Annotated in this window: 19 protein-coding genes; 1 reads left to right on the top strand and 18 read right to left on the bottom strand. The window is 57.1% G+C overall.

All coding sequences use genetic code 11. The features are described 5' to 3' along the window. Positions 1-390: a Ros/MucR family transcriptional regulator gene (locus AXF15_RS00675; RefSeq protein WP_066601889.1), complete on the bottom strand. Its 390-nt coding sequence runs from the start codon at positions 388-390 to the stop codon at positions 1-3. A 151-nt stretch (positions 391-541) separates the two neighbouring features. On the opposite strand from AXF15_RS00675, the gene AXF15_RS00670 reads away from it, so the two are divergent. Further along, positions 542-1024 carry a hypothetical protein gene (locus AXF15_RS00670; protein ID WP_066601882.1) on the top strand — a complete coding sequence of 161 codons (483 nt, stop codon included), beginning with the start codon at positions 542-544 and terminating at the stop codon, positions 1022-1024. Between the two features lie 135 nt (positions 1025-1159). On the opposite strand, the gene AXF15_RS00665 is transcribed toward AXF15_RS00670, so the two are convergent. The 17 genes from AXF15_RS00665 to AXF15_RS00585 all read right to left on the bottom strand — a co-directional run bounded on the left by AXF15_RS00665 (position 1160) and on the right by AXF15_RS00585 (position 21887). Next, positions 1160-1843, bottom strand: coding sequence for a class I SAM-dependent methyltransferase (locus AXF15_RS00665; RefSeq protein WP_066601879.1), 684 nt, complete (start codon positions 1841-1843; stop codon positions 1160-1162). A 65-nt stretch (positions 1844-1908) separates the two neighbouring features. Continuing rightward, the gene (locus AXF15_RS00660; RefSeq protein WP_066601873.1) at positions 1909-4017 is read right to left on the bottom strand and encodes a TonB-dependent receptor; all 2109 of its coding nucleotides are present in this window, start codon (positions 4015-4017) and stop codon (positions 1909-1911) included. Positions 4018-4272: 255 nt separating this feature from the next. After that, positions 4273-4812 carry a MarR family winged helix-turn-helix transcriptional regulator gene (locus AXF15_RS00655; protein ID WP_169793552.1) on the bottom strand — a complete coding sequence of 180 codons (540 nt, stop codon included), beginning with the start codon at positions 4810-4812 and terminating at the stop codon, positions 4273-4275. A 171-nt stretch (positions 4813-4983) separates the two neighbouring features. After that, positions 4984-6195, bottom strand: coding sequence for a glycosyltransferase family 2 protein (locus AXF15_RS00650; RefSeq protein ID WP_066601867.1), 1212 nt, complete (start codon positions 6193-6195; stop codon positions 4984-4986). A 72-nt stretch (positions 6196-6267) separates the two neighbouring features. Next, positions 6268-8184 carry a TylF/MycF/NovP-related O-methyltransferase gene (locus AXF15_RS00645; protein WP_066601861.1) on the bottom strand — a complete coding sequence of 639 codons (1917 nt, stop codon included), beginning with the start codon at positions 8182-8184 and terminating at the stop codon, positions 6268-6270. A gap of 362 nt (positions 8185-8546) precedes the next feature. Further along, positions 8547-9902, bottom strand: a complete 1356-nt coding sequence (locus AXF15_RS00640; RefSeq protein ID WP_066601859.1) for a formyltransferase family protein — start codon at positions 9900-9902, stop codon at positions 8547-8549. Further along, entirely contained in the window at positions 9899-10420 is a 522-nt protein-coding gene (locus tag AXF15_RS00635) for an adenylyl-sulfate kinase (protein ID WP_066601857.1), read from the bottom strand. Before AXF15_RS00635 ends, AXF15_RS00640 begins: the two co-directional genes overlap by 4 nt. Continuing rightward, positions 10414-11142, bottom strand: coding sequence for a phosphocholine cytidylyltransferase family protein (locus AXF15_RS00630; RefSeq protein WP_083517770.1), 729 nt, complete (start codon positions 11140-11142; stop codon positions 10414-10416). Before AXF15_RS00630 ends, AXF15_RS00635 begins: the two co-directional genes overlap by 7 nt. Beyond that, positions 11139-11804, bottom strand: coding sequence for a gamma-glutamyl-gamma-aminobutyrate hydrolase family protein (locus AXF15_RS00625; RefSeq protein WP_066601854.1), 666 nt, complete (start codon positions 11802-11804; stop codon positions 11139-11141). The genes AXF15_RS00630 and AXF15_RS00625 overlap by 4 nt, the downstream gene beginning before the upstream one ends. Then, the gene (locus tag AXF15_RS00620; RefSeq protein ID WP_066601851.1) at positions 11797-14229 is read right to left on the bottom strand and encodes a PEP/pyruvate-binding domain-containing protein; all 2433 of its coding nucleotides are present in this window, start codon (positions 14227-14229) and stop codon (positions 11797-11799) included. Before AXF15_RS00620 ends, AXF15_RS00625 begins: the two co-directional genes overlap by 8 nt. Further along, complete coding sequence (locus AXF15_RS00615) at positions 14192-15565, bottom strand: sulfotransferase (protein WP_066601848.1); 1374 nt, start codon at positions 15563-15565, stop codon at positions 14192-14194. The genes AXF15_RS00620 and AXF15_RS00615 overlap by 38 nt, the downstream gene beginning before the upstream one ends. Beyond that, a complete protein-coding gene (locus AXF15_RS00610) occupies positions 15562-16563 on the bottom strand; it encodes a class I SAM-dependent methyltransferase (RefSeq protein ID WP_066601845.1) in 1002 nt (333 codons plus the stop codon). Before AXF15_RS00610 ends, AXF15_RS00615 begins: the two co-directional genes overlap by 4 nt. A 23-nt stretch (positions 16564-16586) precedes the next feature. Further along, the gene (locus tag AXF15_RS00605) at positions 16587-17420 is read right to left on the bottom strand and encodes a class I SAM-dependent methyltransferase (protein ID WP_066601843.1); all 834 of its coding nucleotides are present in this window, start codon (positions 17418-17420) and stop codon (positions 16587-16589) included. 67 nt (positions 17421-17487) lie between these two features. Next, the gene (locus tag AXF15_RS00600; protein WP_066601840.1) at positions 17488-18645 is read right to left on the bottom strand and encodes an N-acetyl sugar amidotransferase; all 1158 of its coding nucleotides are present in this window, start codon (positions 18643-18645) and stop codon (positions 17488-17490) included. Positions 18646-18770: 125 nt separating this feature from the next. Then, positions 18771-19547: a class I SAM-dependent methyltransferase gene (locus AXF15_RS00595; RefSeq protein WP_417926393.1), complete on the bottom strand. Its 777-nt coding sequence runs from the start codon at positions 19545-19547 to the stop codon at positions 18771-18773. A gap of 223 nt (positions 19548-19770) precedes the next feature. After that, positions 19771-20511, bottom strand: coding sequence for a cytidylyltransferase domain-containing protein (locus AXF15_RS00590; RefSeq protein ID WP_066601824.1), 741 nt, complete (start codon positions 20509-20511; stop codon positions 19771-19773). After that, the gene (locus AXF15_RS00585) at positions 20508-21887 is read right to left on the bottom strand and encodes a glycosyltransferase (RefSeq protein ID WP_066601822.1); all 1380 of its coding nucleotides are present in this window, start codon (positions 21885-21887) and stop codon (positions 20508-20510) included. The genes AXF15_RS00590 and AXF15_RS00585 overlap by 4 nt, the downstream gene beginning before the upstream one ends. Positions 21888-21927: the final 40 nt, after the last annotated feature.

Raw genomic sequence — 21927 nt, 5'->3', positions numbered from 1 at the left:
TTACTTTTTCCGTTTCTCCCAGAGCTGCATATCCTGCATTTTTTTGCGGCGTTCGCGAGCCAGGGATTTGGCGACCAGAGACGTACCCTTCTTGTAGCCCCATTTTTCCCGGTAGGCTTCGGGCGTCAGGTCGTGAGTGGCAAGGTGACGCTTGGTCAGAACGCGGAAAGATTTGCCGCATTCCATACACGTCACGCTTTTTTCCCGGATGGCTTTTTTGGCGTCTCCCTGATCCAGAGGTTTGGCGGCCTCGGGCTCACCGCCTTCCGCAATATTCTGGATTTCACGGGCCAGAGCGCGTACCATTGAAGTCAGTTCCTCTTCGCTCATGATGCGTACACTGGCTTGAGCTTTAACGATTTCAAGAGCTTTTGTTACATACTCTTCCATGGCTTATCCTCCGTTTTCATAGTGTCTTTTCCATAAATAAATGTGTTTAGGCAAGCTGTCAACAGTGGAACAGTGCTTATGGCATTTAGAGTAAAAAATACATACGAAGGTGTGCTTTAATAATTTTTACTATAACTTTTGAGGAGTTGAAATGTCTGTGAATCATCGAGCGTTGGTAGATGTATCCCACGTCTTTCATTTTGAATTCTGGTTGAGATACTATTTTGTGGAAGAAAAGGATGGAAGACTTTTCATTGCGTTGAATGAAGAGCAGAGAAAGCAGGTTCATGACCAGTTCTCTGAATATTGGGAGCTGGCTGAAAGAGTGGAGGGAGTGCCCCTTTCTCCTGAACTGTCTCAACGGGTTGTTGTGGAGTTTTTACAGCTCCATATGGACGGAGTGAAATATCCGCCTGCCGCAATCAATGATGTTCTCGACAGCAAGGAATTTTCCGTGGAGATGCAACTTTTTGACACATGGATCAATTTGCATGAAGAACAACTGATGCAAAAAATATACGGATTCGATACCTGGATGCATATATATGGGGAATGGAAAGATACGGACAAGACAAAACAGATGGCTCAGGCCCTGAGATTGCATATGCAAGATGAGCACAGCAGTGTGAATTGATCAGAGTGGATGAAAGGAATTATTTGTGGAGCGTATTCAGCAGTAAGGAATAACTATATATTGACATACTCCTATTGTTGATTTGAGCCCGTGAATAAAATTCAGTAACTGTGAAATGGAATGAAAATTTAATATTCAGAATGTCAGGCAGGCAGAATTCATTACTTCCTCTGAAGTATCTTGGCGAGGTTCTTTCATAAAAATTTGCTTGCGGATTACCGAATTCATGTACTTGTCTTCCTTGCATGATAATCCGTGAGACTCGCACAACTCTCTGTACGTATTATTCCAGTTGTCCCTGTCTTTCTGCCCCCAGCGACAGAAGGGGTAGAAAAGAGCCCCCCATCCGCCGAATCTGGGTTTTCCCCAATCCACGAGCAGAAATTTACCTCCGGTTTTCAGCATGCAGCAGGCCTTTCTGATGGCGATACGACGTACTTCCGGTTTCGCCTCATGCAAGGCCATGGAAGTCATCACCAGGTCAAAGGTTTCATTCGGGAAGTCGATTTCATCCATTGAGGTCACGCTGAAATGAAAACTTCCAGAATATGCCTTCTGACGTTCCTTTGCATAGCCCACTTGATCCGTGGCCAGATCGACGCCAAAGATTTCACAATCGGCGGACGAGATCGCAGCCAGGGCAAAGCTCAGTTGTCCCGTCCCGCACCCCAGATCCAGAGCCTTCATACCGGGAGCAAGCCCTAGACCGGTTACAGAGTTTTTGTAGAACATCCCGCCCATGCCAAACAAGGAAACGATGACCTCGTATCTTTTTCCGGAGAAGAATCCATTGAAAGCACTGCCTTTGGTTCTGTCCATTGAAGCTCCCTGAAGTTTATCCCGTTGCCTCCGCATCCAGAGCGAGGCAACGGGATGTATTCGGGTCAGAATTTGTAGACGAATTCGATGCCGAAACGCTGCGGGTCGCCCATTATGCCGGTATTGGAAGAGGGAAGGTAGTGGCTGTAATATCGCTCGCCAAAGATATTTTTTCCGTAGATATATGCCTCAAAATTCTCCGCTTCATAGCCGAGTCTGGCATTGACCAACTGAAACGCTGAGCGAGACCCTTCATTGCTGGCATCCCAGTAACTTTTCCCGAAATGCTGCATCTCCGCCCGTGCGAAGAAGCCGTCTTCATGCCGGTAGGTCAATCCGACTTGAGCCGTGAAACGTGGGCTGATTGGCACGTCATTCCCGGAATAATCGGCCCTTCCGTCATTATAGCTGTCGAATGTGGCGTGAGTGCAGCCAAGACTGGCATCAGTGCTAAGGCCTTCAGCGATACGTGCGGCCAAATCCAGTTCCATGCCGTAACTGGTCGTGGCCCCGGCATTTTTTACGGTGAAGTCGTAGGTGAGCGGATCAAGGATAGACACCTGCATCTTTTCAGTATCTATATAAAAAAAGGTCACACTTGCCGTGATCCGTTTATCGAGCCAGGATGTTTTCGCTCCTGCTTCATAGTTCCAGGCCTTTTGCGAGTCGTATTTCAAATCGGATGTGGCAACTCCGGAAGCGAGATAATTGAACCCTCCAGGCAGGAAGCTTCTGCTTACGCCTGCATACACCGTATGATTATCCGTAATCGCATAGCTCAACGTCAGCTTGGGCAGTAATTCATGCCAATTCCCGCGTTCATGCTTATTCAGCGAGGTGTTCATAAACATTGAGGCCATTGAGTTTCTAATAGCGGCGGACTTGTTGGTATAGTGCCAACGAACACCCGGCGTAAGTGTGAGTGATTCCGTGAGGGGGATATCAATCTGTCCAAACAAGGCAAAATCGGTGGAGTACTCCCGGTGTGTCTGCGACTGATCAAGTATACCGCCTCCATAGGTCAGATCCTGATCTCTATTCAGATAGCCGACATACGCACCGGTGAGCCATTTGAACGGGTTATTTTCCGAGGAATCTGGGCTTTTCAGGCGAATTTCCTGCGTCGCTTCGTTCTGTTTGCGACCGGCATTAAGCCATGCAAAGCCCTGAAAAGCGGGAACATGGGAATAGTCATGCAGAGCATCCTGTGTCATGTGCCTGAACGTGGAAACAGATTCGACTGCCAGAGAGCTGAAATCGATCTTACCGTGCAGCGCAGCGCTCATTTGTTCCAGATTCTGGTCATCGCTGCTCATCGCGGCATTTGATGCCGTGCCGGGGTGCTCGCCCCATTTATACGGAGGGAAGCCGGAATTGACCTTGGAGTAATTGAGATAAACGGAGAATTCCGAATCATCGGTAGGAGTAGTGTATATCTGTCCCTTAAAACGTCCGCTGTCACGTTTATTTCTGCCCGCTGAAACCTCGCTCTTCATAAATCCGTCTGTTTTATACAGTTCTCCGGCCAAGGAGAAGAAAAGCTTGTCCTCCACAATCGAACCTCTAAAAATTCCAGATGCGGCGGCCGTTCCGTAGCTCTCCCCTCTGAGAGAAAATTTTCCCTGGTTTGTGTTTCCCGGCTTCTTGGAGATGACATTCACGATGCCGCCCAAGACATTCTTTCCGTAAAGGACACTCTGAACACCACGCAAAATCTCAACACGTTCTATGTCCAGCAGGTTCAAGTCCAGAGCGGTGGACGGGTCAATGGGAACACCATCCAGATAAATGGCAAGGGGGGCTGTTTCACTGGCTTCGGATGTTCCGGAGCCACGAAACGACATGTAGCTAAGACCGACAAAGGATGAATTCACCATGAGGTTTGGGATATGCTGCAGCACGTCACCGATCGTTTTCATGCTGGAATCCTCCAACTGTTGATCTGTGATCACCTGCACCGACATAGGAAGTTTTTGCACATCAATTTCGCGTTTATCGGCGGTGACGGTTATCGTCGGTAACGTGTACTGCTTTTTTGTAGTGGGAGTGATTTTTTCGGTTGTGTCGGGCGGCTGCGCTAGGACATATTCTGACAAGCATAAAACAGAGAAAACTATGACCGCCGCGAGGATAATTTTCTTTCTCAAATTGGAAACATACATTTTTTTCGCCACAGACAATCTCCTTGGAGGGTTATATTTCGTATGGTCGCCATACATTTTTGCCAAATAAAAACATACATGGCCATACTAAATATATCTTTACGGAATAAGCAGTTTCAATTTGGGGAATAAAAAGAGTGTCTCCATATAGAAATTCTTGCAGAGTCATTTCATTGAAATTGAAACATATGTAGGTGAAGCCTTATAACTTGGTATAATTCCGATTTATATCTGTATGCTAATTATACTAATTTTGTAAAAAATCTCTCAACTCCAGCCCATAGAATCCAATCCAGAACGCACATTGTTAAGAAAATGATTCAGAAATTCGATCTGCTCAGAGGAATAATGACTCATCACCTGGTCAATCATCCCATTAATCCGTTCATGGTATAAAAGATGATGCTCGTGAGCGATTCTACCTTTTTCTGTCAGGTATACATTGATCCGAGAAAGCTTCAACGGATCGGTGTCTTTGTGGATAAGTTTTTTCTGTTCCAGCTTACGCAAAAGTTCGGAAACGCTCCCTTTAGTGATATGCAACCTGTCGGCTAGCCCAGTAACGTGAATTCCTTCAACATCATGGATCGCCATAATCATATGAATTTCAGCATTATGGATTTCCACATCTGTGCCAAAAAATCGGGATTGTTGTTCAATTTCGGTAAATTTTGCCACAAGAGAGAACAATGAGTAGCTTGTATGCCCGCGCCGCAGCCGTGCCGCATCGGAATCACTATTCTTGTTGTGCAATGACTCCTGGATACTATGCCCTAGCTTCGTCTGCTGAAATTCCTGATCACTCATGGAAAATATGTATGGTTGCCAAACATTTTTGTCAAGTGTCCAATCCCATAAAAATATCCTGTCAAAGTGCTTACAGAGGCTCCATTTCTGGGTTTTGGCTGGAAACACTGTCATCTGTTTTAGTATAAAGGATGGGTACAGCCGGCGCAGTATGGGAGTTTCTGAAAATTTTCAGGATCCTGGACACTCCTTCATCCACCGTACACATGCGCCCAGCATATATTTATCCTCATGTTCTTTTGCCCAGTCATGCAGCATCATAAATTTTTTTCGCAATGAAATTGATTGCATTTCTTCGCGCATATTTTGCATGAATTTTTGTACAGATGATATGAGATCTTTATTTTTTAGGAATGTTGCTGTCTTTGCCATGCGCTTCAAGAGTATTTCTTGAGGGAAAAATCGCATTTCCATTTGAAGCAGATCAAAAGCAGTTGCCCATTTTTTCTGTTCAGCCAGGATGTTGAACAGGGCGATATATCCCTCTGCCCAGAGAGGCTCGGCGTTCACTGCACTCCATAGCGCGTGTGGGCTATTCATATCTACTGTTTCAGACGGACTCTTTGCGGTCAGGATGGCATGCAAAGTCGGGCTCAGATGGAACATGTATCCGTCTTCCGTGCCGAAGCGATGCTGATCCGGTTGGAATACGCCGTCACAGCGTCTGCTGAGGAGCAGGGCGTTATGGTTGTCTGAATCAAAACGTCCCGGTGTCTGGCTGGTGAGATGATAGACCACGCTCTGAGGGGTGCAGCGCAGGACTAATTTTTTGCCTCTGATCTGGGCGCACAGATCCAGGTCTTCGTAGCCGTTACGGTACTCCTCAAAGAATCCGCCGCAGGACGTGAAGAGTCCGGCGGGTATCATGAGGGCCGCCCCGGTCAGGGCCTGCACAGTCCGTTTTTTGAACAGAACGGGATGATTCCGGGGAAAAAACTGGTAAAGGTGCGTGACCTGCCAGGTAGGTGTAAAGGTTACTCCTGCATGCTGGACCCGGTCGTCGGGGTAGAGGAGAAGGGGACCCGTGGCGCCCAGGTCCGGCTGTCGCGCAAAGGCGTCGAGCAGCGGCGGCAGCCATCCGGCGGTGAGCAGAGTATCATTGTTCAAAAAGAAAAGATAATCGGCATTGGCTGCACGGGCTCCTTCGTTGCAGGCCGGACCGAAGTTTCTGTTGTGACCCAGAGGGATATGCCTGAACCGTGAACCAAACAGAGCCGTGCCCAGGGGCGCGCATTGGGTGGAGGTGTCATCCGTGGAGCCGTTGTCCATGACCAGTACCTGTATATCGTCCTGCGGCGTGTGTTCAGCCAGACTGCGCAGGCAGGCTTCAGTCAGTTTCCACTGGTTTCGGACCGGAATGATGATGGATACGGTTGGAGTCATATTTGTGCCGGGTTATGCTTCCGAGCAACGGATTGCTGTAGGCCGCCCGCTCTGTTGGCTTTGTTTTGTGAACTATTCGCCGGTTTCGGGCCCAAGGGACGGTTTTCTGAACCATACTCCGATGCCGTCGATGGGCTGGAGATCGAAACGCAGTCCTTGGCGGCCTTCGAATTCGTGTACCGCCTGTCGGCAGCCCTGCCAGTATCCGTAATCGTCGACTTGGATGGGGGCCTTGGCCGGGAGGCTGGTATAAAGATTTTCCAGGATGTCGCGTGTGGATTCATACCAGTCTCCATCCATATGCAGTAGTGCGATCGTGCCAATTTCCGCCCGTCTCTCCGGAAGGGTGTCACAGAAGAGCCCTTTGACCGGGCGGACCATGTCCTGCACTTCCAGTTTGGCGCAGATTTCAAGCAGAGAGCTTTCCGGAGCGGCGCAGGTACCGGTGCCCCAGCCTGTGGCATCGGCGGGGATGGACTGGTGGGTGTCGTGCGCCGTGGGCTCGGGCATTCCGGCAAAGGAGTCGAAGGCGTACAGCAGGCGCTCACGCCGGGAATATTTCCGTATGACCCAGGCCAGCAGAGCGGAAGAACCGCCGGCCGCGACGCCGCATTCCACAAAATTTCCCGGAACATCTTCCAGACAGACGATTTTCGCCAGACGGTACAGGCTGGCCAGACGTTCCGTGCCTACCATCGTGTATGGACGGATTCGTGCGAGAATCTCGGAGAATTCGTCGTGGGGACGGACTTCGGGAAACAGGGCCGCCTGAAGCTTATCCAGAGCATCTTGCGCGTCGCGGTTATGAGGGAAAAGGCGCAATTCCTCCTTCAGCGCTTCGTAAGCCGCGTGAGGATTTTGTTGTCCCAGAAAAGCCTGGGCGCGGATGGAGTCCGCATTTTCCAGAACTGCCCCCGATCCTTTGACGGAACTGGCCAGACGCAGGGCATCGGCGAAGTCTCGCTGTTCCAGAGCGCGCCGGGCCATGATCAGGACGCGCTCCGGGTCGAGGACATGACGCCGCTTCGTTTCCTGTGGCATATCTGCTTTACTATTGATCCATCCGAGCAGCCGGGCCATTTCCTCCGGATTTTTCTTGTGTTCGAGCCCGAGAACCTGCGCACCCCATTCTTTGTGTGTGGCATCCTGATTATTGAAAAGAAATGGAAATCTTTTTCGCAGAACCTCCAGCTGGTTGTGTTCAAGAACAATGTCGATGAGTTCCGGATGCTCCGCGTAAAAGGGCTCTTTGAGCAGTGTCTGTTTTTCCGCTACGTACATGTCGCCGAAAAAGCGGATTTTGCATCCGCACCAAGCGGCATAGGCGATATGCGAGCCGAAGAAATTTGTGGCGATGTACTCGAAAGATTCAAAAATGACCCGCATTCTGGCCAGAGCGTTCCGGTCGAAAATCCAGGCTCCTGTAACCCAGGGAATATCCAGACTTTCGAAAAGTCCGGTCCAGAGCCCCTGTTGCACGCACATGCCGCTGACGCACGCGGCGGTAATATCGAATTCTTTATGCAGTTCAGCCAGAGCGGGCAGAAAATCGGGGTGGTCGTGCCCATGCGCGACATGGGAGGTGGAATGCATGGGCATGACAAGCATGCTGCCGGGCATGCGAGTGACCCCGCTGGGCGGCGCGTACAGAATGGGTACGCCCACGGCATGGGCCGCGTAGCCACGCTCGCGAAGGTACACGGCCTGTTCCTCCGTACCTGTCAGATTGGCCGACTGACGGGTGAGTCGGGCACTGACGAGCAAGAGGTTGACCAGAGGATTATGTACCCAGCCGTGCACCCAGCTGGCTCCCGAGGGCAAAGGCGCGGACATGCCGAGTTGACGGGCGATCTGCCAGCTCGCGCCATAGTAGGAGGGCTCTCCATCCAGCTGTTGTTCCTTGATTTGAGGAAGTCGTTTCAGGACGGGCAGAATCGTTTTTCGTAGTTGCGGCAGAAGCGTGGCCTGTGGCAGAGGACTATAGGGCATAATAATGGTTCCTGTGCTGTAAATTTGGATGCAGAACAATGTTGATGGGCATTTTCCTGCGCCACCAGTGCTACGGGTTGCAGAATTGATGTGAAGAAATGAATGAGAAATTTTTATAGCATACAGAAAAAGGGCGCTAAATGGTGTATTTCATCATGATACGGTTATTTTACAGAAGTGTTTTTATTTATATAATAAACTATCTTAAATTTATATAATAATGGTGTATTTTTCATATTATAAATTTATTTTATAATTGTGATCTAAAATAATTTTAAATTATTCTATGTTATGCATATTTTTTTGTATTTTCTAATACAAATTTCAATATCTTTGAGCGCATATGTAATACACATTCAGATTTACTGGCATGATAGCCTGGCCAGATGTTTAAGTACCGGATGGATGATATAGTACATTACTCCCTGTTCGGGTTGCACCTCCGGAATAGGTGGGGTTTTGTTTTCCGCACGCTTACACAATACATCCACGAGCAGGTCCGCCCTGATGGCGCTGTCGTAGATGTAGTCGATATCCAGATTCGCCGGGGGGCGTGGAAACCATTTCTTCGCAAGTATCGGTCCGCCATCTAGCTGATTGCGCAGTAAGATGGCCGAAGCCCCACAGGCGCCCGTGCTCAACAGGTGGTAGTAGGTGGTGGTGGAACCGCGAAATTTCGGCAGCCACCCGGCGTGCACATGCAGAAATTCCATCCCGCTCGAAAGCAGGGTTTCCCCCACGATCTGGCTCCCGTAACCGGAATAGATGACCATGTGTGGCGAATAGTCCAGAAGCGTCTGGAGTATGGCCGGGTCGTTGACGTGGCTGGCGGAGACATTGCACACCTGCCTGCAGACGCGCGCAAGGCTCTCCTTCAGGGGCAGGCTGAAGTCGGGCAGCGGAAACGGCGCACCGGACCAGTGTCCCGCCGGGGGGGCAGCCTTTTGTCCCGCTTGTCCGCCTCCTGACGAGCTGAAAAGTACCCCTGCCTTCACGATAATATTCCGGCGGGCCATCGCCTGAGCATAAGCTTTGGAGCGTGGTGTGTCCGCTGCCAGAAAAACGACATCATCAAGCCGCAGTTTTTTTGGGGCAGGCATGTTCAAAGAAATGGAGTCTTCTTCCCGGATGTTTGTCGCTTCGGGAGGAAGCGAAGCACCGGGCCGTGCGGCCAGTGCCTCGACGAAAGCGCGTTCCCTCAGGATCAGGCTGGTCAGGCGGCCGGATTCATCCGCAGAAAGCGTATGTCCACAGGAAATCAGCGTATCCAGAACTTTGAGGAGCACATTCAGGCCGGGCAGCCCGGAACCGGCCTCGTAGGCGGCGGCCATGACCTCCGCGTACCGCAGATAAAGACGTGTCGGCGCAGGTCTCTGGCTGGTGGGTTTTAAACCTGGACCGTAGGCGGCGAAGAATTGTTTGCGGACTTCGAATTTTTTGATCCAGTCGTGGACCAGCCTTTGGAACTCCTGTTGGTTCATGTTGCCGGTGACGATACCGGACAGCAGCGTTTCCAGATGCCACTCCAGCGTTCCGGCGGACAGGGATTCCGTCTTTGGGGGCGGAGGGGGAACCGGCCCTCCGAGAGCGGCTCTGGCCGTGTTTCGGTTCTTCTTCCAGGCTTCCAGAAAAGATGCGCCCAGGTAATCGCTGTACTGATAGGTCTGCGGGTGGGCCAGCAGATCGCCCTGAGTGTAGGGATAGACAGTCTGATTCACGGCAGCGCTCCTGCCTGTTCCAGAATATGCCGGGCCAGCGATTCCGGGGACGGAGCACCCGGGCCGGTGTGCAGGGTCAGATCAGAGGTGCGGGGAAGGCTGAATGCGATGTCCATACCCACGACGTTTTTTTCCAGTCCCTGTCCAAAACGTGCGTACAGCCCCTTGGTATCCCGGCGTTTGAGTTCCTCCAGGGGGCAATCCAGGCCGACTTGAAAATACTGTGTAAAGCGGACCCGGTTGGCGCGCATGATGTCCTCGAAAATGCACAGCACGCAGCATACCACGTTGATATCCTGTCCGTTTAGCCAGTCGCAGGCCCGGACGATGCGTTCGGCATTTTTCCGGCGGCCGTCCACGCTGTAATCCTGCTGGGTCTGGTCCTGCCCCGTGATGCGGCGCAGATCGTCACCGTCGAGCAGTACCGTGCCGGGAGCGTACTGTTTCCATAAACGGCACACTTCCCTGCCGATGGTTGTCTTGCCCGCTCCGGAGAGCCCGACCAGCCAGATCACCATGTTTCTTCTCTCAGAATTTGTTCCGCCACCCGCAGATCTTCCGGCGTGTCCACTTCGCACCACGGGCCGTCCCAGGGCCGGGAGGCGATTTTTCTGCCTTCGGCCAGCAGCCGGGCCAGCAGGGCTGTCATGTCCAGCCGGGCGCGCAGTTCCGGTTGCCGTGCGAGCAGTGCTTCGATCCATTCCAGTCCCGCCGGGGTAATTTTCAGAAGGCCCATATACTGACCCTGAATGCTTTCCAGCGGTACGCCTTTTTGTCCGATGCCGGTTACGTTGCCGCCCGCGTCGAGGGTGAAGCTCTCGGCGTCGCTGGCCGGGTCGTCGAAACGTTTCGTCCACAGCTTGCGCCAGTTGACATCATAGAGCAGGGCGATTTCTCCGGGCGCGTCCAGAAGACGGGCCACAGCCCGGGCCGGATAGACGATGTCGGCGTAGGAAATCACGCACGGTGCGGCCTGAAGCCAGTCACGGGCGACGAGGAGGCTGGCCAGCATGTTGGTTTTATCCCAGTCCGGGTTGTGGCGGCGGACAAAGGGGCCGTGCAGCATGTGCCCGAGATAGCCGCCCACCACGAGAATATCCTGTATTCCTGCCCCGCGCAGGGCTTCGATCTGCCAGGCAAGAAGCGGCTTTTCTCCAGCCTCGACCAGGCACTTGGGCCTGTCTTCGGTCAGCGAGAGCAGTCGGGAACCGCGCCCGGCCGCGAGAATGATCGCCTTCATGGGCGGTTCTCCGTCTGCGCTCCGGCATGGCCGAAAAGGTGGCGCAAGAGGGTCCGGTTGAAGTCCGCTTCGGGGCTGTGCCGTTCCGGATGCCACATCACGGCCATGATTCGTTTCTGCGTGTGGTAAAATCCCTCGCATCGGCCTGCCTCGTCCATGGCGAAGGCAGCCAGAGGAGCCCGCAGATCGGAGGCCGCCGGACCGCAGTAATGATGGAACGAATTGACGCGCAGGCGCGGCTCAGGCCAGTCGAAAGGCGGATCTTTCAGCGTGATCTCGTGGAACCGGCCCGCGTGCGCCCCGGCGGGACGGCAGGGGAGTGGCGCGTGGCCGAAATGCCGGAGCAGAAACTGAAACCCCCGGCAGACGCCGAAAACCGGCAGATCGTGATCCAGAGCGAAGTGGAGGAGTGCCTCCTCCGTGGTATCCCGATCGGGTGCGCTGCCGAGATCGTTGCCGCCGGTGAAAATGAATCCGTTCAGTTCCCAGTCGCGGGCATACCGTCCAGCTTCCGCGCCGATATTGGGAATGGGCATCCAGCGGGCCAGGGGCAGGGCGTCCGCCATGAAGGCGGCCCAGCTCCGGGCCAGGGCGTCGCGCGGCTCATCATATCGGGCCGGCATGTCCACACGCATGGAAAGTCCGATTCGCGGTTCAGGCATTGAAGGCTCCCAGGGCCGCGATGTTTCTGGCCGCGCAGTTGAGATCTATCTTCGGGCTTTGGCGCAGGCGGTCGAACAGCTCCTCGCCGCAGCCGATGGCCGCGGGCAGCTGCAGTTCGGCGCAACGGATGGCCATATGCGAATTGGCGCCCCCGTATTTGGTGACCAGACCGGCGATTCCTCTGGTGAAAATCCAGTCGAATCCGGGGTCCGCGTGCTCGATGCAGACGATTCTGTTTTCGAGATGCGCGTGACTCAGGCTGGCGGCGCTGAGAAAAACCGTTTCGCGCTCGACCTGCTTCCGGGTGATGAAATTGGGTTCGCAGCGGTGCAGGGGCACGACATGGATGTCCTTGACCCCGCGTACCAGGTAACTGAGCCGCAGGGAACGGGCCAGGGTCTGCTCCATGCGCGCGCGGTCGATCCTGTCCATCAAGGCGGAGGTCATGTCCGCGTGCGGGCAGGCGCAGCCGCTGTCCAGAATTTCCGGCAGACGCAGAAAGGAGAGATCTTCGCGTCCGAGACCGAATGCAGCTCCCCAGCGGGCGATGCACTCCAGGGCTGCGGACAGGCTGCGCGTGAAAATGAACTTGGCGTATTCGCGTCCCTGTATGGCCCGCGCGGCGTAGGTGAAAAGCTCCCCGGCGCTGACGGCGTCCAGCCCGCTCTCCCGCAGAAGGCTTCCGATGGCGCGAAGTTCGGCCTTCCGGGGCGTAAACGGCGGGGCAGACGGCTCCGGCCGGTTACCCTCCTCCGGACGGAGAAACAGATCGTCGCGGTCCCTGTAGCACGGGGACATGATGTCGAATGTTCCCGGCCGCAGGTGGCCGTAGTGTTCCAGAAATATTTTTTCGGACAGGTCGCCCCGGCAGACCGCGCGCATGTCTGCGGCCAGCTCGGACATGACCGTGGGCACCGAGGCCTTGAAGACCGCCAGTCGTGTCTCGTCCAGGGCCTCGCGGGCCGCGGCGGAGCGGAGCAGGGCCTCGGCGATGAACGCGTGCCTGGCGATGGTGGCAAAGGGAATGGTCCCCAGACGCAGGCAGGTTTCCAGAATGGACTGGATGTGCGCGCTCATGGCCGGAGGCGTGGCCTTGGCGGCCGGACGCAGTCCGGTTTTCTGCCTGCGGCGCAGTTCGGCGATGTGTCCGAGGGCCCGGTCCAGGGTGCCGTCCGGGCCCAGGCGCAGGGCCTGATTGGTGAAGCCGCACAGGAGTTCCTGAAAGGATTTGTGCTCGGATGCGGACAGCACGCCCGGATACCGCTCCGCAAAGCGCCGCGAAAAGGTGAAGTCCAGGGCGGTCTGGGCCACCTCGAATTCGATCTTGTCGTGCAGGCCGGGATTGTCGGCCAGCCGCCGCAGCCAGGCGTTGATCAGCTTTTCTCCGGTTCTGGCGGAAATGTCTCCGGGCAGCAGGGAGTTCAGGCTGGCCCGCACGTCGATGAAAGGCTTGCCGCCGAGCAGCACCATGAGCTCCGTGCCCGGGAGTTCCCGGTAACCCATGCCCGCCCGGGCCACGCGCCAGGCGGAAGCGGAAATCAGGGCGCGGAAGAGGGAAACGGCCAGAGGCGCCGGAGCGCCGCCCAGAAGCTCGGCCGGATTCCAGTCCGGCATGATGCCGAAAATCGTGCTCGCTCCGAAAAGACCCTTGCGCCGCGCGGACAGACCGCGCACAAAGCGCTCCGTGTGCGGAATGGCCCGGGCCACCCGCAGCTCCGTGTCCGGGTGCCAGTTCGCCGCCGTGCTGATCCTGCGGACCTGCAGGAGATGCATTTGGCCGCTCCGGTCCAGGGCGAATTCGATGTCCAGCGGGAGGCTGCCGCCCAGACGCTCCATTTCCTTCGCCAGTTCCAGCATTTTGCGCACTCGCGGGGAGTCGCAGTATTCGGGCCTGAAATGGCGGTAGACCAGTACGGTCTTGTGCACGCCCCGCCCGCTGGTGACGGAGTCGGACCGGCCGCTTTCCTCGTCATAATTGAGCACATAGTACGGAGAACCGTCATCCACACAGCGCGTCAAAATAACGCCGCTGACTTCGATGTCCTCCACCTGAAGCTGTATCAGAACCTGGTCTTCAGGCTCCGTCCGGGGGTAAGACGCGAACACCTGCTCCACGGCCTTCCGCAGCCGCAGCGCATCCTCTGCCGGAACATGCAGCACGGAAGTGTAGGCCCCGGCATGGGAATTGACCGCGCCGTCTTCGTGCCGGGCGGAGCTGCGCACGGCCACAAGCCGTCCTGCGAACTCCCGCCTCACATGCTCCAGCAGGCTGGACGGGTCTTCCTTCCACTGGGCCCAGGTAAAGGCCATACCCGGAGGAATGCGGCAGGAAAGAGCGGCCGCATCCAGCCGGAACAGGGTGTCTGCCTTGGAGCCGAAACAGATTTTATTGTGCGCTGTTTTTTTCCCGCGTGCCGTCATCATCGCCAAATACCTTGGTGCCGAACACAACCCGTAAAAAAGCGTACCGGGCCAGCAGATAATACGCCGGCCAGACTGCGCTGAAGAAAACACGGTCCAGAAATACACGGAAACCTTGTTTCCATCCCGCAAGCACCCAGCGTGGCGCGGGCAGCTCTCCCCGCAAGGGGGGCAGAAGCGCGCCAAGCCATTGCCACAGGCCGGGTCTTGCGTCATGCCGGGTCTGGTAACCGTACATGCCAAATTCGGGCCACAGAAATGTTTCGATGAGCAGAATCTCTCGGGGCGCAAGGCGCGATTTCCACCGTTCGGTGACATGCCGGTTCGGTCCGGCGCTGCGTCGTGCCTGGTCCGGAGAGTCGTTTTCCAGGCGGGACTGCGGACTGTAGGCGTTGTTGTAGGCCCCTGTGCCCAGCCAGGGCATTCCCAGCATGGTCGGCGTGAAGTCCTGCCCCGCATCCCAGTCATCGAACCATGCGATGCCCAGATGTGTACTGATCTGGCGCATGGTGCGCAGGAAATCCAGATTGAGGTCCTCGTTTTTGACCATCATGAACTGCCGGGTGTATTGCGCCCGCTTGCGCGTGATGGCGGCGTGGGTCTGGCGGAAATACATGAGCCAGAAGCCGAAGACGAAGACGGAGTCCCAGTCGAAATCAAGACGCAGGCAGCGGCGGAGACGGGAAAGGGCGTTACCCCAGTGTACGCCGTACATGTTGCCGAGCTGGTTGATGAACTGGTGGTTGGTGGAGGCGAACCCGGCCCGCGGGTCCCGCACCAGATGGATGAATACGGCCTCGGGAAAGTCCGCCTTGGCCAGGTCCAGAATTTTTCCGCTGTAGCCCCCGAACACGGATTCGGTGCGCAGCGATATGGCGTCGGACAGCAGAATATAGCGGGCCCTGGCCGGGTCACGACCCAGACCCGTGAGGTAGGCGAAATAGGTGGCGAGGATCAGTTCCCGCCGGGTGATGGTCCTCTTTTCTTTCAGCACTCCGTGAAAGGCGCGGCGTACGGCGTGTCTGTCGATGCGGGCAGCCGGATCGGAGCCCATTTTGCGGATCAGGGCTTCCCGCTGTGGGTTCGGCTCGGCATAAATCAGGGCGAAATACTGCTGCCGGGGCCATACGCGCAGCGCCTCCCGCGCGGGAATCTCGTCCTGTCCGTCAAAAAGATGTGTGGCGTAGGAATAGACGTAATGCATCCAGGGACAGGATACGACTTCCGGATGCTGGTCGAAAAGCGACAGAAAAAAGGCGTTGCCGGCCCGTCCGGAGTGGTCCACGACCAGAGCCAGATTCACGCGGGCGGAGAAATCCGCGAAACAGGCCGCTGTCATGGCAGTTTTCTCGCCGCGACATGAAGATGTGAGGACAGTCCGGCGGTTTTCAGAAATTCCTGAAAGGCGCGGCGCGGCGCGTTCTCTTCCATCTGGAAGAGCTGTTGGAGAAAGGGCTGCGCACTCAGATCGAGTTTCCCGTCGCGGACTCTGGCATGCACGATGTCCGTATCGAGTTCGCCCGGCGTTGCGCGGCGCACGATGGTGAAGCCCTCCGCTTCGAGCATGCGGCACAGCGAATCCGGCGTGAACAGGTTGATGTGCTCCGCGTCCAGGCTGTCCGAATCCGTGCCCAGAGTGAGGATGTCAAAGCCCTCGATATTGGGGCAGGTCAGGACCAGAAGACCTCCCGGAGCGAGCAGGTTCCGGCAGGAGCGCACAAAGTCCCGCGGCGCGAAGACATGCTCGATGGTTTCGAAGCTGGTCACGATGTCCGCCGGTTTTGCGAGGCGGGAGATTTTTTCCAGAGGCAGCTCCATGACTTCGATGCCGCGCTCGCGGCATGCCGCGGCCTGGGCCCGGCCCGGCTCGACGCCCACGACCCGGCCGAACCGTCCGGATTTCAAGGCTTCTTCGCAGAACATGCCCGACGCCGCGCCCGCATCCACGAGAAGCCCGGTGCCGACGCCGTGCCGGTCGCACAGTTCGAGAATGTCCGCCACTCTCGGGCGGAATATCTTCTCCATGCGTACATCCCGCGAGGCCGGAAAAATATGCTCGTTCCAGTATTCATACAGGGCGGAACGGGCGTAGAATTCCCCCAGCAGCGGCTCCGGGGCGCGCGGCGTCATGAACACGGTCCGGCACGAAGCGCAGCGCGCGAAGCTGAAAGAGTACTTCTCGAATGCCGGAGAGTGTTCCGTGCTTCCGCAGGCCGGGCAGTCCACCGGAATGAAAGACGCTTTTCTGGCCCGCAGCCAGTCGATGTCCTCCCGCATGGCCGCGAGTTTGCCTTCGTCCAGATGTCTGGGCCGGATGTCGTTTTCGGAGAAACCCACGTTGTTTCCTCTTGCAATGCCGGTCAGCGGCGTGTGCTCAGGGACGCGAACATGCTGCATGTGAAAAGAAGCTTCCAGCGCTCCGATTCCGGCAGGTCCAGCGTGTCCGGAAAGGTTCGTCCTTCGCATGCGTTGTCGCCACCGGGCAGAAGGGGCGGCGGAGCCTCATGCCAATTCATGTATTCCTGACGGATTTCCGTGAAGCCGTGCTTCGCGAGCTTGAATCCGTAGTTGAGCGGATTTTCCCGTACTGCCAGAGGAGCGGCTTTTCCGTCGGAGGGGTGGTCTGCGCGGCGGAGCAGTTCGGGTATCCGGTCCGTGCGGGTCGGATCGTACAGCAGATGTCTGATGAAGAACGATGCGGTGTAGCTGTTCAGGGCAAACAGATCGAAAAGCTCGTTCGAGTGCGAGACCAGCAGAAAGCCGCCGTTTTTCACGATGCGGCACGCCTGGGTGTAAAACTCCGCCTCTTCGTCCGGATCGAGATAGGCCAGAACATTGAAGGCGATGATGCCGTCCAGGGATTCCGGCTCAAATCCGGCCAGCAGTTCCGTGCCGCCGCATCGGAGAAAATTTTTATCCAGGCAGAGGTCCTGCCGGTCAAGTCGCTCGCGGGTGGCGCGGATCATTTTTTCTTCCTTGTCGCAGGCCCATACTCTGGCCCCGGCTTTCAGGAAGGGCGGCAGGAAGCATCCGTCCCCGCAGCCGAAATCCAGAATACGCGCTCCCGGGCGCAGCGCCCGTTCGGGAATCATGGAGGAGAGGACCCGCAGACGGTGGCGGTGATACGGATTTTCCATGTCTTCGATATAGTCCTGGGCGAGTTCTCCCCAGTCCACTTTCCGGATATCCGTCATGAAGATCCTCCTGCTCTGAGTTGGTTTCTGGCGCGGGACGGCCGGAATTCCCGGCTTTTGCCGCGTCTCATCTGGCCCAGTCGGGCAGAGCCTTCACTTCTCCGTAGGCCGATTCCCCGCCCCAGACATTTTCCTTGATCCACTGGTTGTTTTCGATCCGCCAGACCCGCTGGTCGCGGAAGGTATCGGCGACGCGGTCGAACTCTTCCTCGGTCATGCCCGTGTAATCCAGCCAGCGTTGCAGATCTCTCGGTTTCACATGGTCGTACCTGCGCACCATTTCCATGCCCTTCTCGCGGGTCATGCGCCCTTCGCGGATCTCGTAATTGGAGTGATCCGTGCCGCGCCCGTACCCGAGTTTGATGAACTTCAGGTAGTCGTGCACGCCGTTTTCGTGGATGTCGTCCAGATTCGAGGTGCGCCGGAAGGTGCGGTCGAATTCCTGCTCCGCCTCTTCCCACTGGTAGTGTTTGCGGGCGATTTCCGCGTGCCGCGCGCCGTCGTAGTAGAAATAGTTGCTCAGAAAGATGCCGCGCAGGCCCGTGGCGCGTACCCGGTCCTCGGACGGATAGATCAGGAATTGCAGATCCTTTCTGGTCAGCCCTTCGACGGGCTCGATGAAATCGAACCAGTCGAAGCCGTGCAGGGCGTTTTTGTGGCGGTCTTCGGCCGTGTATTCGAAAAATACGTCGTGGGAATGCATACCGCCCTGTTCAGTGAATCCGTGGTCTCCCCAGAAGACCAGCGGGATATTGTGCAGCACGGCCATCTGCATGGGATAGGTGAAAATTCCGGCGTGGGCATGCCAGTTCATGTCGCCGGTCAGAGTGAAACCCAGCCGGTTGAGACGCCGCAAGATGTCTGTGGAGGGACGGAAGATGATGTGGTCGAAACCGAAGACATCCTTCATGCGCATGAGATTGCGCTCTCCCTCGGGCAGGTAGTTGTTGCCGTGATAGGTGACCATCAGCGCCTTGAGGCCGAACTCCCTGGCCACATGGGCGGCGAAATAGCTGTCCTTGCCGCCGCTCACGGGCAGTACGCAGTCGTATCCGTCCGGATTGCGGTATTTTTCCACCAGCTCGCCGAACAGGGCCCGCCTTTTTGTCCAGTCGATGGTTCTCTTGTGCCTGCCCGCCCGGCATCCGCTGCACACGCCGTGCTGGTCAAAGGTGAGCGGGGTGGCCGCGACGGCCGGAAACAGGCATTCGGTGCAGTACTGCATGTGTTTCTTCCTCGAAGGGCTTTTTTCGGAGTTCGTCGCATCCGGCTGTCGGCGGACGGCCGGAGAGGGCCGGTTTGCAGATTTTTCGTGGGTCGGCGGAATCCGCAGGTATTCCCAGGTCTTTTTCAGCTTTTCACGGCCAGAACATGCCGGGCGTCGCAGAAAAAATTTTGGTCCACGGCCCGCTGCAGGCTGTCCCGCATGGTGTGGAGGGCTTCTTCGCAGCGCCCGGCCAGGGCCTCCGGAAAAAGTTTCCGTGCTCCATGCCGGAACATGCGGGCCGCGTCCGCCGCATCCTGACCGAAGACCCATTGAGCCGTCGGAGCATAGCCGATTCTTTCCAGCAGGAAGGAGATGGACCGGTCCGTGAACATCTGGCGGTGGGCCATGCCGTCCAGGTTTCTGGCCGCGAACTCCGGGAAAAGGCCTTCCAGCAGAGTGCTCAGTCCGAACACAGGAACGGAAAAAGCAAAGACTGTTCCAGAAGGCCTGGCCGCCAGGGCATCGAGAAGAGGGGCAGGATCGTCCAGATGCTCCAGAACGAAGAAGCTGACATAGATCCCGGCCGTGGACGCGGCCACCGCCTTTCCCGTATCTTCAGAGCACAGCACGCGTTCGTCTCCCGCCACGGAGCGCGCCCGCGCGGCCAGGGCCGGGTCGGCCTCGATGCCCTGAAATGCACCGGCTCCGGCCTGCCTCAGGGCGTCAAGAAAATATCCCGCCCCGCAGCCGATTTCGCACCACTTTCGGGCCAGAGGGTCGGCCAGACCGTTTTCCTTCAGCCGCCGGACAATCCATTCAAGCTTCGGAGCGTAGACGCGCCGCACTCTGGAGGCGTGTTCCGCCTGGGACAGGGGCGGATAGACGGTGGAAAAATCGGCCGTGGCCGAGGGCGGGAGCATGTATTCATCCTGAATATGCCCGCAGTGTCCGCAGTGGATGTAGCTTACCTGCCGGTGGATGAAGGCGTCCCCCGCCAGAGGCCGGCCGCAGAGCAGGCAGAAGCGGCGTTTGCGGACCGCCGGATGCGCACGCAAAAAGGCGTCCTGCCGGAGTTTGCGCTCCCGGTCCGCATGGAACCAGTCGTCGCTTTCCGGGGCTATGTCTCCCAGGGGCTTGGAAAAATCAGTGTGCATCTTCCTCTCCGAAGAGCCGCGCGTATGCGCGCAGGACGGTTTCCGTGTCCGCTTCAGCGGAAGGCAGTTCTTCGGCCAGTCTGGCGGCACGGGCGTAATCCTCCCCGGTGTCCACGGTCAGCACGGCGGAGCTTTGCCATGCCCGCGGCGCGGGAATCCGCAGAATTTCGTAATCTTCCGGCCGGTTGTAGAAACGCAGGGTCAGATGTTCCCGCTCCGCCGCGTCAAGCCGTCCTTCGCTGTGCAGGCGCGCCATGAGTGCGGCGGGGTAGATTTCGCAGTCGAGGCCCACGGGAAAAACCCCTTTGGTGGTGGCCAGGTGGAAGTCCCGGTTCCAGGCATGTTCCAGACAGTGATCGAGGAGGCGGGCGTCCAGAAAGGGGCAGTCCGCCGTGACGCGGACCACATAGTCGAGTCCCGCCTTTTCCGCCGCCAGAACGTAGCGGGCGACCACGTCGTCCACCGGACCGCGGACCACGGGCACGTCCGCCTGCCGGGCCAGATCGGCCAGAGCGTCGTCGGCGGGCAGGGTGGTGGTGGCCAGAAGCACCGCGTCCGCCCGGCGGATGGCGCGGATGCGCCGCAGCAGGAAGAGCAGCATGGGCTGGCCGCGCAGCGGCAGGAGGGCTTTGCCGGGCAGCCGGAAAGAGCCGCTGCGGGAGGCCACCACAATGCCGGTTCTGGGCGCGGAGCGGGAATTTCGGCCGTCTGTCCGGCGGGCCGCGTTCATGAACACTTCCCTGCCGGCGGAGAATCCCGCAGCAGGGCCTCGGCCACGCGCAGGTTCTGGGCGGAGTTGATGAAAAAGAACTCGTCCCGCTGCATGGGAAAGTGCACCACCAGCGGGCCGTCCAGCGCGCCCTTGTCCACGTTTCTGTTTTTCAGGGCGCGGGCGGTGTTGACCTGCTGGTAAATGGCGTCGAAATCGCTGCGCACGCCCCGGAAAGGATTGATGCGCACCAGGCCGTGGGCTCCGCGCTTGAACAGCGGCTCATCGACTTCGATCATCCCCAGGGCGGCGTCGGCGTCGTTGATGACCAGCGTGGTCAGGGCCTCCTCCAGAGATTCGAGACTGACGAAGGGCGCCTGCGGATAGCTGATCACGGTGGTGCCGCGCCGGTCCGGGTCGATCCGGGAGAACAGGGAGTCGAGGGTCAGCGCCAGCGATGCCGAGCGGATGGTGTCCTCTCTGCGGCGGGCGTGAAAGAAAAGCCTCGGGTCTGCGTACCGCTCCATGACTTCTCTGGCCCCTGGATTGTCGCAGCAGACGGCGATGGTATCGAAAAGCTTTGAGCGCAACGCCTTTTCGATTTCCCGCTCGAGCAGGGTCTTGCCGCAGAGAGGTCGGTTCCACAGGTTGGGCACGAAGTCATAATTTTGGCGGCAGGGGATGCACAGGACCAGAGGGCGGTAGGTGTTAAGGGTTTCCGCCACGGCGTCCAGCTTGATGTGGCGTCTGGCCGCGAGAATGCGCCTGCTGTCCGTGGTCAGACTGGAGTCGTGACGGCGGTAGAAGAAAAGCGGCAGGTTGACGTTGGAAACGCGGTGGCTCTTGCGCAGCTTGTTCCACAGGTCGTATCCGTCCTGAGCGCCCAGATCTTCCCGGTAGCAGTGCACTTCCTCCAGCACGGTTCTGCGGATCAGGCAGCAGGCGCCATTGGGCGGATTGTCGAAGACGTGATTGCTCTGGAAGAATTTTTCCCGCCATTCGTGGGCCACGATCCCTCCGGTCTCATCCACCAGATAATAGTCCGGGAAGACCAGGGCGCAGTCCGGGTTCTGGTCCAGATGGGTGGCCAGCACCAGCAGGATGTTGCTGCCGAACACGTCGTCGCCGTCCAGCCGGATGATGTACTCGCCCCTGGCTTCGCGGATGGCCAGATTGCAGACCTTGGGCAGGGAGCCGTAGCTGGTGTGGAACAGCCGGATGCGTTCGTCGCCTTTGTAGTACTCCATCACTTCCGGGGTGTTGTCGGTGGAGCTGTCGTTGATGATCAGAAGCTCCCAGGAGGAATAGGTCTGGCGCAGAACGCTTTCGATGGCTTCCTGCAGAAAGGCCCCGTAATTGTGGCTGGGGATGTAGACCGTGACTTTTGGCGTATCCACGTGGCGCGTAAGCCTCCGCGAAACCGGCTTCGGGCCGGGG

The organism is Desulfomicrobium orale DSM 12838, from assembly GCF_001553625.1.
GTDB lineage: Bacteria > Desulfobacterota > Desulfovibrionia > Desulfovibrionales > Desulfomicrobiaceae > Desulfomicrobium > Desulfomicrobium orale.
This window is presented reverse-complemented; position numbering and strand designations above follow the sequence as displayed.